We start from the raw sequence: 13,205 nt of genomic DNA on the forward strand, positions 1-13,205 counted from the left end.
AATTATAGTAATTTTGTTAGGAAATTGAAACAGCTATAGTAATATTCTAGATAGAGATGGGGGATTCCTGTGAACGAAGACCATTTAGATATAAAAACACCTGAATACGTGTCCCTTCAGTTTCAACTTGCGGGATTGGGAAGCAGGGCAGCAGCCTTTATCATTGATCAATTATTATTAATGACCATCAATGCTATCATTGTAGTGATCCTATTTGTAGTTATGAGTGGAATGTCATCCTTGCCGTTTTTTATTATGGATAATTCAATTCCTCTTGCAATAACAATTATTCTCTTGTTTATATTGAATGGGGGCTACTTCTTCGCATTCGAATTCTTTTCAGGGGGAAGGACAATAGGAAAGAAATTAATGGGGATAAGGGTCATTCAGGAAAATGGCCACAGTATCACGTTGCTTTCCAGCTTTATTCGAAACCTGATGCGCATTGTTGATTCATTACCAGTTAGCTATTTTCTTGGTATGATTATGATATTTTTCCATTCAAAACATAAAAGGCTTGGAGATATTGTGGCGGGGACCATGGTGGTTCATGAGCGGAAGGCAAAAATGAAAAGAAAACTTTCACCCATTGAGAAGGAAATACAAGTTAGAGGATTAACAGTAAAGGACTTGTCCGTTGATGATTGGTCATTGAAATCTTTAGGTATGAAGGAGTGGAAGTTAATAAGTACATACTCCCGCCGATTTCATCAGTTATCGTTGAATGATAGGCGTGATTTTACAAAACAAATTGCAGATATTCTATTACCTAAAATCAGGTTAGAGACAGAGGGGAAAACGGAAGAGGAGTTAGAAAATATGCTTCTTGTCCTTTATTTGATTCTAAAGGAAGATTGGGAGTTTGAATTATAATAAATGGGATTAAAAAACCTCGGCACGTTTGAACCTGCCGAGGTTTTTTTACTGATTATTCAGTTGCTTCCTGCCCGTGGATTGGTGCTTGATGCTCATTTTCTTCTGTTAGTTCTTTATCTCTCTTAATACGACCTTTTCCTACAGATAAAGCGACTAATATTCCGATTGAAATAAAGATAAGACCTGATAAGAATACAGTAGTAAACGATTCTGACCATGCAGTTTGAATACCATGGATTACAATCTTTTGAATGTCACTTGGCAATTTTAACAAACCCGGGTTGATTAATAAACCAAATAATACATCCGTTTTCTCAGATAACTTGGTTAATGCAGCATGGGCGATTGGGTTATCTGCATTATTTGCAGATTCAACCATTTTTGTTCCTAATGAATGATTCATTACAGAATTCAAAATGGTAATCCCGATAGTACCACCAATCGAACGGAAGAAGGTGGACGCCGACGTTACTGTTCCGAGCTGAGATTTTGGAAATTCATTCTGAATGGCAATCATCAATGTTGGCATGACTAAGCCCATACCTAACCCTAGAACAACCATATATGCATAGGCAGTAAACTCACTAGATTCAAGTCCCATCGTACTCATTAAAAAGAATCCAGCAGAAGCTAGTAACATACCAGCTGTTAGCACCGTACGGAAAGTGAATCTAAGAAGCAATTGTCCGCCAATGACACTGGCAGCGATCATGGCAATCATCATAGGAGTCATTGTCGACCCCGCTTGAGTCGGAGAAACACCTAAAATCCCTTGCATAAACATTGGAACGAACATAATGGCCCCAAACATTCCAAGACCTAATAAAAACCCTAACCCATTCATGGTTGCAAAAATTCTATTTTTAAACAAAGAAAGATCTAAAATTGGTTCTTCCGCTTTTTTCTCAATAAAGCCAAAGAGAATAAATATCACAATGCTTCCGCCAAAAATCAAGTATGATTTCGTTGACAGCCATTCAAACTTATCGCCACCAAAGGTTAAACCAAGCAATAATAATACGATTGCGGGTATCAAAGTGACGATACCTAAATAGTCGATACTTACTTTTTCCTTTTTTCCAACATTTTCATGTTTAAGTCCAGCAAAAATTAATAAAGCAGATAATAATCCGAAAGGTACGTTAATAAGGAAAATCCAATGCCAGCTGATATGATCAACTATAAGTCCGCCTAAGAAAGGACCAATTACTGAACTTAATCCAAATAGACCGCCAAATATTCCTTGCCATTTTGCACGTTGTTCCGCTGAGAAAATATCACCAATAATTGTTTGTGACAGTGGCATAATCATTCCACCACCAATTCCCTGAAGACCTCGATAAAGTACTAGTTGTTCCATTGACGTGGCTGTTGCACATAGACCAGAACCAATAATGAAGATAATGGTACCAAGTAAATAAAGAAAACGACGGCCATAAAGGTCAGATAATTTGCCGACAACAGGGACGATTGTTGTGGACGTTATCATATAGGCTGTTGACACCCAGGCAAAAATTTTAAATCCATTGAGTTCTGCAATAATCGTTGGCATGGCAGTTCCAACGATTGTTTGTTCAAGAGCACTAAAGAACATTCCGATAATTAGTCCAGTAATGACTAATCGTGTATTGATCCCTTTTTGTTGTATTTCCATCTTTTTTTCTCCAATCTAGTTGGTTTTATATTGTCATCTATGGGTGACCTCACAGTCAGAAATTATACCTTTGAATGTCCAGTCAGTCAATAGTATGCATTTAGCATGTTAAAATCCACCATTTTAAAGATTATAATAGGAAGAGATCACTCTCACATACCCTTTAAATGCCTCGGTTTCCTTAAAATTTGTGAGCATTCCTTTAATAACCGGTTTTCTAGGATTCTCTCGCTTCATTTCCTCTTCTAATACGTCAAGCGATATTTCTAGTGCTTCCTTATTTTCGAACTGCTCTAATTCATTTCTCATTTTTTGTACGATTTCGCTGATATCTGTACTGCCAAATAGGTCCATGGATTTTTGAATAACCTTTTCTAATTTCTCCTCAGATATAAATGGTTTTTCAGCAGTAATATCCTTTACAATGCTATCCATTCTTCTCATAAGAAATTGTGTTAGACCCTCCAATTCAAACTCAGCTGGTTCAAATATGATTAGCCGCATATAGGAATGAAATAGTCCTTCTAATATCATTGAAAGGTCCGTTGAATAGGGCACGACATTTTTTCCATAGATAGACACTAATCCATTTCGAAAAAGCTGGTGTGTTTCGAATTGCTTTTTAAATAATAGCTTTTTTATTTCATCATTTCGAGGTATGGCTTGTTCTTTTGAAAGCATGATAAAAAATTCTTTATGTCCCATGAAAGTCCCCATGAGAGAGGATAGCTGCTTACAAAACCTTTCACGTGATGGTAAATCTGCATGTTCGAACTTTAGGATGTTAGAATGGACTGTCTCGAAGATAAACTCTAGAATGGCAAATAATAACTCATCCTTGGATTTAAAGTGTAAATAGAAAGCTCCTTTAGATATACCGCTATCCGTTGCAATTTCCTGAATAGAAGTGGAGGAGAATCCCTTCGTTGCAAAAAGCTTCATTCCCGATTCAATTATTAATTTTTCCTTCTCATTCAAAATAAACCCTCCATATAAACATCATAATACTATATAAAAACAACTTTATTTCTTGACTTATGACTGTCCGGTCAGTAACATTAGTTTTGTTCAATATAGTCAAATGCTAGACGAATTCATTTTAATTGTCAACAACATTACAAATAAGGAGAAATATATGAAAAAAATCATTCAATTTTCACTGAAGAATAAGTTTGCTGTATGGTTATTAACGATTATTGTGACAGTAGCCGGTCTGTATTCAGGTATGAATATGAAGCTTGAAACTATTCCAAATATCAATACACCTCTCGTTACAGTTTTGACCGTCTATCCAGGAGCTACTCCAGAGCAGGTTGCTGAGAAGGTAACAGAACCTATTGAAAGTAGAGTAAAGAATTTAGATGGAGTTTCAGTGGTAAGTTCATCTTCGTTTCAAAATGCTTCTTCCATACAGATAGAATACAATTTTGATAAAGACATGGAAAAGGCCCAAAACGAGGTAAAAGAAGCATTAAATGATCTTACTTTACCAGATGGTGTCCAAGCACCAAAAGTATCACGTTTAAGCTTTTCATCCATACCTGTCATGTCATTAAGCATTTCCAATAAAAAACAAACATTAGCTGAATTAACTGATACGGTGGAAAAGAAAATCGTTCCGGAACTTAAAGGAATTGATGGGGTTGGTTCGGTTCAAATCTCTGGCCAGCAAATAGATGAAGTTCAGTTAAGATTTAACCAGGAAAAATTAAAACAATATGGATTACAGGAAGATACGATTCGCAATTTAATTAAAGCATCTGATATTTCTTTTCCATTAGGCCTATATACCTTTCAAGATACCCAAAAGTCTGTAGTTGTTGATGGGAATATTCAGACGCTTGAAGACTTAAAGTCATTAAAAATACCGGCTATTCCATCTTCAGCTGGACAACAGCAAGGGTCTCCAAGTCCTTCTAGTCAATTTCCAGCACAAGGAATGACGGGAAATACTTCACCTACACAAGGGAAACAGCAAAATCCAACTGGGGTACCATCCATGCAAGGGCAAAATACCCCAACACAGGCTGGTATTCCAACAATTGAATTAAGGGATATTGCTTCGGTTGAAGTGGTTGGTAAAGCAGAATCCATCTCAAAAACAAACGGCAGGGAATCCATTGGATTACAAATTGTAAGTTCGCAAGATGCCAATACAGTCGATGTTGTCAATGCGGTTAAGGACCAGCTAAGTGAGTTAGAAAAGAAGATTGATGGTTTAAAGGTAACACCAATATTTGATCAAGGAAAACCAATCGAAGAATCTGTTTCAACAATGTTGGATAAAGCGATATTTGGTGCTATCTTTGCGATGGTTATCATATTGCTTTTCTTAAGAAACTTCCGGACTACCATCATTTCAGTGGTATCTATTCCGCTATCACTACTTATAGCTGTATTACTGTTAAAACAAATGGATATCACACTGAATATGATGACACTCGGTGCCATGACTGTAGCAATTGGTCGAGTGATTGACGACTCAATCGTTGTCATTGAAAATATTTTTAGAAGAATGTCCTTACAAAATGAAAAGTTAACTGGTAAAGAACTGATTGTAGAAGCCACAAGAGAAATGTTTATGCCTATTATGTCTTCTACCATTGTTACCATTGCAGTTTTCCTTCCACTAGGTTTAGTAAAGGGACCAATCGGAGAAATGTTCTTGCCATTTGCATTAACCATAGTTTTTTCGTTACTCGCTTCCTTATTAGTAGCGATAACCGTCGTTCCTATGATGGCTCATTCCCTTTTTAAGAAAGGTGTTACCTCAAAACACATTCACGAGGAAGATAAGCCCAATAAATTAGCTTCTGTTTATAGAAAAGTTTTGAGATGGGCGTTAAATCATAAACTAATCACTTCTAGTTTGGCAATATTGATGTTGGTTGGAAGTTTGTTCCTAGTGCCTGTCATTGGAGTGAGCTTTTTACCTTCTGATGAACAGAAAATGATTGTGGCGACCTACAAGCCTGCGCCAGGACAAACAATAGAAGATGTTGAGCGAATTGCCACAGAAGCAAATGAATTTTTAAGTAAAAGAAAGAACGTAAAAGATATACAGTTTTCTGTTGGTGGAGAGAATCCAATGAATCCTGGTGAAAGTAATTCTGCCATGTTTTTCGTTGGTTACGATAAAGACACGAAGAATTTTGATAAAGAGACAGAAAATGTTATTAAGGCCTTAAAGGAAAGAAATGATAAAGGTGAGTGGGGGAAACAGGATTTTTCTGGAATGGGCTCAAGTAACCAGCTGGCACTTAATGTTTATGGAGATACCATTGATGACATTAAGCCTATTGTCAACCGTATTGAAAAGATCATGAAAGAAAATAACTCACTTACGAACGTAAAAACAGGTATTTCTGCTACGTATGATGAATACACGCTAGTTGCTAATCAAGAAAAGCTTAGTAAACTGGGACTAACAGCAGCCCAAATTGGCATGGAACTTTCAGCTAATGGACAACGCCAGGTATTAACAACGATTAAAAAAGATAATAAAGAATTAAATGTATATGTAGATGTGGAGAAAAAGGGATATTCTGATATTCATGAACTAACAGATAAGACCCTAACTTCACCACTTGGAGTCACTGTTCCAATTAAAGACGTTGTGGAAATTAAAGAGGGAAATACATCAGATACGATAAAACGTCGAGATGGTCGTATTTATACGAATGTAACGGGTGAGATTAAAACGAAGGATGTAGCAAAAGTATCAACTGCAGTACAGAAAAAAGTAGATAAGCTTGACATTCCAGCGAATGTGGATGTTTCAATGGGCGGTGTAACGGAAGACATTAATGATTCTTTCAAACAACTTGGACTTGCGATGCTAGCTGCAATTGCAATTGTTTACTTAGTCCTTGTTATCACATTTGGAGGCGGATTAGCTCCATTTGCTATTCTGTTCTCACTACCATTTACAATTATTGGTGGTTTGATTGGGTTACTGATTGCTGGAGAAACCTTGAGCGTATCTGCCATGATAGGCGCACTCATGTTAATAGGAATCGTAGTAACCAATGCGATTGTCTTGATAGACCGTGTCATTCATAAAGAAAACGAAGGATTATCTACAAGAGATGCTATTATTGAAGCGGCAGGAACGCGTGTTCGTCCTATTCTTATGACGGCTATTGCAACGATTGGTGCCCTTATTCCACTTGCAGTGGGTATCGAGGGAAGCGGTTTGATCACAAAAGGCTTGGGTGTAACTGTAATTGGTGGGTTAACAAGTTCTACCTTACTTACATTGTTGATTGTTCCAATTGTGTATGAAACCTTAATGAAACTGAAGAGAAAAGGGAAAAAACAAGTAGTAAATGAATAAAGAAAACATAAAACAACTCGGCACTCTATCAAAGAGGCCGAGTTGTTTTATTTCATAAAGAGCTTAATTTTTTGTAGTCCATTTTTTACATTCGGGTAGCGAAAGGGGATATCGAATAAGGTCGTTTGCTTAAGGACGCTTTTATTATGGGAGAACGTATCAAAATTCCCTTTTCCATGATAAGCACCGATGCCGCTATTTCCCACGCCGCCAAATGGCAGGTAAGGAGAAACAAAGTGGTAAACAGTATCGTTCACACACCCTCCACCAAAAGAGACGCTGTTTAAGAGCTCTTGTTGGAGGCTATTACTTTCTGTGAAAATATAAAGGGCGAGCGGTTTCGGATGACGATGAATTCCCTCAATCACTTCATGTAGATTACTGTATTCAAGCACAGGAAGGATCGGACCAAAAATTTCATCCTGCATGACCGGGTCTTCCCAAGTGATTTGAGTAAGAACGGTCGGCTCGATGCTTAGTTTGTCTTTATTTGTTTGACCTCCCATATACTGTTTTCCGTTATCTAAAAATGAAGTTAATCGTTCAAAATGACGTTCACTTACAATCCGAGTAAAATTCGGATTGTTTAATGGTTTAATCCCATATAATTCCATTGTTATCTCTTTAAATTGTTGAAGGAATTGATCTTTGATGTTTTTATGAATGTATAAGTAGTCTGGTGCAATACAGGTTTGACCAGCATTAGTGAATTTTCCCCAAGCAATACGTTTAGCAGCAAGTTTTATATTAGCATCTTCGTGTACAATACAAGGGCTCTTACCACCAAGCTCTAATGTCACAGGGATCAAGTTTTTCGCAGCAGCTTCCATAATTACTTTTCCCACAGGTACACTTCCGGTAAAGAAGATATAATCAAACTTCTCCAGGAGCAACGCCTGACTAGTCTCTACACCACCTTGAACCACAGCAACAAATTCCTCAGAGAATAACTCTTTAATCATTTTCCCAAGTAATTCAGATGTTTTTGGTGTTAACTCTGAAGGCTTGATGATTGCACAGTTTCCTGCAGCAATGGCACCGATTAAAGGTGCTATTGCTAACTGAAACGGATAATTCCATGGAGCGATAATCAACGTTACGCCATATGGTTCTGAATAAATGTAACTCGTTGATCCTATATGGGTGAGCGGTGTTTTAACTCGTTTTGGCTTCACCCAAGAACGTAAATGTTTAATCGTAAATCGTAATTCTTCTAGAACAAAACCAATTTCAGAGGTATACGCATCGAACTCAGATTTGTTTAAATCTGCTCTAAGTGCTTCCATTAGTTTGTTTTCATTATCTTTAATAGCCGCTCGTAGCTTCTGAAGTGCATCGATGCGGAAAGCAAGATTTTTTGTCATTTCCGTACGAAAGTAAGATTTTTGTTTAGCTACCAGGGCGCTATAGTTTTCCATTTGTTCAACCACCTTGCTATATTTGACATTTCAGAACTAATGAAATGTATTTTATTCTTTAATTAGCTGATAAAGTGTGTTCAAGTCCTCTTTATAGAGAATTTTCGGCACAGGGTAAAGAGGATTGGCTTCCTTAAAAGCTCGATCCACCATTACTGAGATATCATTATCGATAATTCCGTTGATTTTTTTTGGTATTTCTAATCTCGCATTCAGTTCCTTTATAGCATCAATGAATTTACGTGCTTTTTGTTCAATAGTATCTCCAGGTAAACTGAGTCCAACTAAATCAGCAAGCTCTGACAGCGGCTGATAGACTGAATCCCCATAATACTCTAGTACATATGGCAAAATGACAGCATTTGCCAGACCATGCGGTACTGAATAAAAACCACCTAATGTATGTGCGATTGCATGGACATAACCAACGTATGCTCTAGTAAATGCCATACCTGCCAAATAGGCAGCTTTTTGCATGTTTTTACGTGCCATTATGTTTGTTCCGTTAGAATAGGCTTCATACAGATTTTCAAATATTAATTTTACAGCTTCGATACTATATTTTTTTGTTTCTTTGGTGTTACTTCTTCCGATATAAGCTTCAACCGCATGTGTCAAAGCATCAATTCCCGTAGCTGCTGTGATATGTGGGGGAAGGTTAATCGTTAGCAAAGGATCTAATACTGCCACATGTGGGAGTAGAGAAGGATCCATTAATGCATATTTTTCATGCGTCTCACTATTCGATACCACAGCTGCAATGGTGGCTTCACTTCCCGTACCAGCCGTAGTAGGAATGGCAAAAAGGGGCGGCATTTTCTTTAGAATCTTCAATATACCCTTCATCTGAGGAATACTTTTATTAGGTCTAGCCACCCGTGCACCAACACCTTTGGCGCAATCCAAGGGAGAGCCCCCACCGAATGCAACAATACCGCTACAATTGTTGTAATGATACAGTTCCAAAGCTTCCTCGATGTTATCTATGGTTGGGTTCGGTACGGTTTTGTCATACACAACGAATTTGATTTTTTCTTTTAGTAAGGCTTCAAGAAATTCATCTATTAATCCAACAGACACAATACCTTGGTCAGTAACAATTAAAACGCTTTCAATATTTTGACTTTTGATTCGTTTCGGCAATTTATATAAACTATTTTCTCCCTCTAATATTTCAGGATCACTCCAGGGTAAGAAGTAGGAGGTGGTTTTCATCACTCCTTGAAAGGTTCTGCAATAGACTTTATACATAACATTACCTCGCTTTTATATAAATATAGGATTGCCTTTTACAGTAGTCTACGAAGTATATGTAAATCTGGAGGATACACAAAAGACCCAAAAAAGGGGGTTGGATATACCCAAAAAACCAAAAAACAAAAGGGTATACAACTTATATAACGTGATTATTTGATAATTGTCAAGAGAGTCTTATGAATATAATTAATATTCAGAAAATTATATGTATAGAATAAAAACTAATTCCTAAATAATAAAATAGTCAGTCAAGTAGTCCTGACTGACTAACAGTGGTAAAGAGGAGGGGGGATTAGCTTTGCTCGATAAACGCAATAAGTAACTGCATTTCCTCACCATTTAATTGATTAACATTGTCGAAAAATTGTTGTACTAATGTAATCATTTCAGGACTTAATTCATCACTGACAGACTGAATGATCATTCCTATTACCGCACCGACGAATACAGTAAGCTTCATTTTAGTTTCGGTTGACGCATTGACCATGTTGACGGTGAGACACTTAACTGTTTTGCCTAAGCTATTTAAGTATAAAATCAGGACACATAGGAAGTACGCACAAAATTCCAGCTTAACTTCGACTGTTTTCATGCGAGTGATAATATTATGAATCGCATCCATTAAGGGCAGATCTTGATTTTTCTCAATTAATTCTGTCATATGGTTTAGAATAGCTTCCCATTCTTCCATATTTGATGTTTCTCTTCGTTCTTTTTGAAACATTTCCTCTGCCATTTCAGTAGGGGAGAAGACTACAACTGAACGTCCTGTTTCATTTTCATTAGTGGAATAGTTTCTTTTTACAAGACCTTGGCTTTCAAGGGTTTTTAACACATCGTACGCTGTCCATTTACTCACACCAATTGCTTCTGCTACCTCCGAATAATGTACAGGAAGATTGGTTGTATGATATTGTCGGCAAATTTGATCCAAAAATTCACGTCTTCTTTTTGTTAAGATCATTGCAGTAGCCCTCACGATCTGTTTTCATTATGTTATTTATAAGATATCAAATATAGGGGGAAAGAAATACTACTTTTTAGTTCAAAAGAACAAATGTCGACAAATTGCACCTTTTAAGTATAATATGGAATCAGAGTGAGATTTAGAATAGAAAAGAAAAGGTAACGAAAATGAGTATAATTAAGGATTTTTTACTGCAATTGACGTTTATGGTCATACCCATATTTATCTACTATACATTTATTACTGAGAGGGTTAAGACTGATAAAAATAGAAACCTAATAATGACCATTTTGTGGGGAATATCAATCTTATTTTGCATGTCCTTTCCAGTGACTTATGGTCAAAATGCCCGTTTGGAGTTAAGAATTATTCCTCTATTATTTGGAACCTTATACGGTGGATTTTGGTCTGGTATATGCCTATCAGCCGTTATCATTATCTTTCGGCTATATTTTGGGTTCAATATAGGATTTTATAATACTGTTCTTGTCTTATTATTCTGTCTACCTGTAATATTGTTTTTTCAAAATTCGTTTGTAAGTTCGAAAAAAGATAAAAGGGTTAAAATTGCTGTTAGTCTTTCTTCTTACTACTGTGTGTTTGGCCTTATTTTTTCTGGTATTCTTAGAGGTTTTTCCGCAGAGTATCTTAAAGTACAGATGATTCATCTTATTTTTGTAGTTGTCGTAACATGGGTCTTCACTGTGTTAATTGAAAATATAAGGGAGATTCACCAGCTACGGTTAGAGATGCAAAATTCGGAGAAATTACGGGTTATAAGTGAGTTAACAAGTGTTTTCGCTCATGAAATTAGAAATCCGATGCAAGTTACTCGTGGCTTCCTGCAACTATTAAATGAGCCTGATTTGCCTGAAAAAAAGAAGGAATATATCCAATTATCCATTGAAGAATTAGATCGTGCAAATGAAATTATTAATGATTTTTTATCTTTTGGAAAACCTTCAATAAATCATTTCGAAAAAATTGAAGTTGGCTATCAGTTACAACGAGTAGCAAATATCATCCAAGGTTATGCCAAGAATCATAAGGTTGAGGTTAAAACGGATGTTCGTGATAACTATTGGATATATGCTAATCCTCAAAAATTGAACCAATCTTTGATAAATATATTAAAAAATGCGATTGAGTCTATGCCGGATGGTGGGACTGTTTGGATTACATGTTCATCAACTAATGATGGATATATAAAGATTATCATTAAGGACCAAGGAATCGGTATGACAAAAGAACAAATTGATAGGCTTGGGTCTCCGTTTTATTCTTTAAAAGAAAGTGGAACTGGACTAGGGATGATGATAAGTTTCCAAATCGTCCGTTTATTCAAGGGGAAAATATATGTGAATAGTGAAAAAGATAAGGGAACAGAATTTATTATTCTTTTACCGGAGATATCTTAAAGGTAATGACACAAATTTCCTTGGAACACAGATTTTTGTGTCATTATTTTTTTGTCCGTTGCTGAGGACTCATTAGGAGAAGAGGAATATTTTATTATTACGTAAAATATAAATTTGACGTAATAAAAGAAGGGTTATATATGGGGGAGGTCGAATATATAAATGATGAGGTGAATTTTATGGCTAATCAAACAAAACAATTAAATTATAAAAAACTGCAGCAATTATTGAATGAATTGCCTTGGTATGTGGCTGAATATATCAATCATAAACAACGGAAGCTTTCGGCAGCATCTTTATTAAACTATTGTCACGATTTCAAGATCTTTTTTAATTGGATGGTCAGCGAGCAATTATGGTCTGGCGATGTTAAAGATATTCCACTTGAACAATTAGAGAAAATGACTGTGATCGAAGTTGATAATTTCTTAAACTTTTTACATTATCAATTAAATAACAAAGAAATCACCGTAAATCGAAAGCTTTCAGCTCTGAAATCCTTATTTAACTATTTGCAGAATATCGCTGAAACACGTGATTTACAGCCCTATATCCATCGAAATGTCATGGCTAAGATTGAATTTAATGAGATTAAGGAAAGCATGGAAACAATCGCCAACAAAATGGAAGGTAAAATCCTTCTTGGTGATGAATATGAGAAGTTTAGAGCGTTTATTGCGCATGATTACGGAGAATTAAACAAGGATAATAAGAGAATCTATCATTTTTATAAAATGAATCAGCAGCGTGATACGGCCATTGTTTCGTTAATTTTAGGTTCTGGGCTCCGTTTATCCGAGCTGGTTGGCTTGGATGTGGACGATATTGATTTTAGCAAGTTCACAGCAAGAGTGATTCGTAAAGGAAACAAAGAACAATATGTGTATTTCAGCCAGGTGGCGATGGCTGATTTACAAGAATATTTGGCTGTCAGAGTTTCAAAATACCAGATTGATAAGAATAATAAAGCGCTATTTATTTCGGCTCCCATGGGACCTAAAGGTAAATCTCGTAGACTCACAGCACGTGCAGTGGAAAAATTAATCGAAAAATATGCTGCAGCATTTGGTAAACCAGCGTTATCGGTACATAAGCTGCGGCATTCATTTGCTACCAGATACCATTCAGAGATTAATGATGTGCCGAAATTAAGACGCCAATTAGGCCATTCTTCGATCCAAACAACGATGATATATACACATATACGGAATGATGATCTAAAGGATGCTGTTGATAAGATGGATATGCCGAAGGATTAAATTTGACATTTATTTTTACT

General features: G+C 36.3%; 9 protein-coding genes. 4 read left to right on the forward strand and 5 right to left on the reverse strand.

Annotated elements, in window-relative coordinates; genetic code table 11:
• The first annotated feature begins 69 nt into the window (after nucleotides 1-69).
• Nucleotides 70-873: an RDD family protein gene (locus tag AA0X95_RS15435; RefSeq protein ID WP_413299280.1), complete on the forward strand. Its 804-nt coding sequence runs from the start codon at nucleotides 70-72 to the stop codon at nucleotides 871-873.
• A 55-nt stretch (nucleotides 874-928) separates the two neighbouring features.
• Here AA0X95_RS15435 and AA0X95_RS15440 read toward each other — a convergent pair whose 3' ends face one another.
• Together AA0X95_RS15440 and AA0X95_RS15445 are read right to left on the reverse strand one after the other, a co-directional pair.
• On the reverse strand, nucleotides 929-2,530 hold the full coding sequence (locus AA0X95_RS15440; RefSeq protein ID WP_413299282.1) for an MDR family MFS transporter: 1,602 nt from the start codon (nucleotides 2,528-2,530) through the stop codon (nucleotides 929-931).
• Between the two features lie 123 nt (nucleotides 2,531-2,653).
• Nucleotides 2,654-3,508, reverse strand: a complete 855-nt coding sequence (locus AA0X95_RS15445; protein ID WP_413299284.1) for a TetR/AcrR family transcriptional regulator — start codon at nucleotides 3,506-3,508, stop codon at nucleotides 2,654-2,656.
• A gap of 157 nt (nucleotides 3,509-3,665) precedes the next feature.
• Here AA0X95_RS15445 and AA0X95_RS15450 point away from each other — a divergent pair, with 157 nt between their 5' ends.
• On the forward strand, nucleotides 3,666-6,866 hold the full coding sequence (locus AA0X95_RS15450) for an efflux RND transporter permease subunit (RefSeq protein WP_413299286.1): 3,201 nt from the start codon (nucleotides 3,666-3,668) through the stop codon (nucleotides 6,864-6,866).
• Between the two features lie 47 nt (nucleotides 6,867-6,913).
• Here AA0X95_RS15450 and AA0X95_RS15455 read toward each other — a convergent pair whose 3' ends face one another.
• The 3 genes from AA0X95_RS15455 to AA0X95_RS15465 form a co-directional block, all read right to left on the reverse strand.
• Entirely contained in the window at nucleotides 6,914-8,284 is a 1,371-nt protein-coding gene (locus tag AA0X95_RS15455) for an aldehyde dehydrogenase (protein ID WP_413299288.1), read from the reverse strand.
• A gap of 51 nt (nucleotides 8,285-8,335) precedes the next feature.
• Complete coding sequence (locus tag AA0X95_RS15460; RefSeq protein ID WP_413299290.1) at nucleotides 8,336-9,535, reverse strand: iron-containing alcohol dehydrogenase; 1,200 nt, start codon at nucleotides 9,533-9,535, stop codon at nucleotides 8,336-8,338.
• Between the two features lie 298 nt (nucleotides 9,536-9,833).
• Entirely contained in the window at nucleotides 9,834-10,505 is a 672-nt protein-coding gene (locus tag AA0X95_RS15465) for a helix-turn-helix domain-containing protein (RefSeq protein ID WP_413299292.1), read from the reverse strand.
• Between the two features lie 170 nt (nucleotides 10,506-10,675).
• Between AA0X95_RS15465 and AA0X95_RS15470 the strand changes: the two genes are divergently transcribed.
• The gene (locus AA0X95_RS15470) at nucleotides 10,676-11,926 is read left to right on the forward strand and encodes an ATP-binding protein (protein ID WP_413299294.1); all 1,251 of its coding nucleotides are present in this window, start codon (nucleotides 10,676-10,678) and stop codon (nucleotides 11,924-11,926) included.
• Nucleotides 11,927-12,105: 179 nt separating this feature from the next.
• The gene (gene xerS, locus AA0X95_RS15475) at nucleotides 12,106-13,185 is read left to right on the forward strand and encodes a tyrosine recombinase XerS (protein ID WP_413299296.1); all 1,080 of its coding nucleotides are present in this window, start codon (nucleotides 12,106-12,108) and stop codon (nucleotides 13,183-13,185) included.
• The last annotated feature ends 20 nt before the right edge of the window (nucleotides 13,186-13,205 follow it).

The sequence above is a fragment of the Neobacillus phoenicis genome, from assembly GCF_047302305.1.
Lineage (GTDB): Bacteria > Bacillota > Bacilli > Bacillales > Cytobacillaceae > Neobacillus.

Bases quoted from the DNA above. Each gene is read 5' to 3' on its own strand.
- AA0X95_RS15440 (WP_413299282.1), bottom strand. From the start codon at position 2,530: ATGGAAATACAACAAAAAGGGATCAATACACGATTAGTCATTACTGGA.
- AA0X95_RS15450 (WP_413299286.1), top strand. From the start codon at position 3,666: ATGAAAAAAATCATTCAATTTTCACTGAAGAATAAGTTTGCTGTATGG.
- AA0X95_RS15455 (WP_413299288.1), bottom strand. From the start codon at position 8,284: ATGGAAAACTATAGCGCCCTGGTAGCTAAACAAAAATCTTACTTTCGT.
- AA0X95_RS15460 (WP_413299290.1), bottom strand. From the start codon at position 9,535: ATGTATAAAGTCTATTGCAGAACCTTTCAAGGAGTGATGAAAACCACC.
- AA0X95_RS15465 (WP_413299292.1), bottom strand. From the start codon at position 10,505: ATGATCTTAACAAAAAGAAGACGTGAATTTTTGGATCAAATTTGCCGA.
- AA0X95_RS15470 (WP_413299294.1), top strand. From the start codon at position 10,676: ATGAGTATAATTAAGGATTTTTTACTGCAATTGACGTTTATGGTCATA.
- xerS (WP_413299296.1), top strand. From the start codon at position 12,106: ATGGCTAATCAAACAAAACAATTAAATTATAAAAAACTGCAGCAATTA.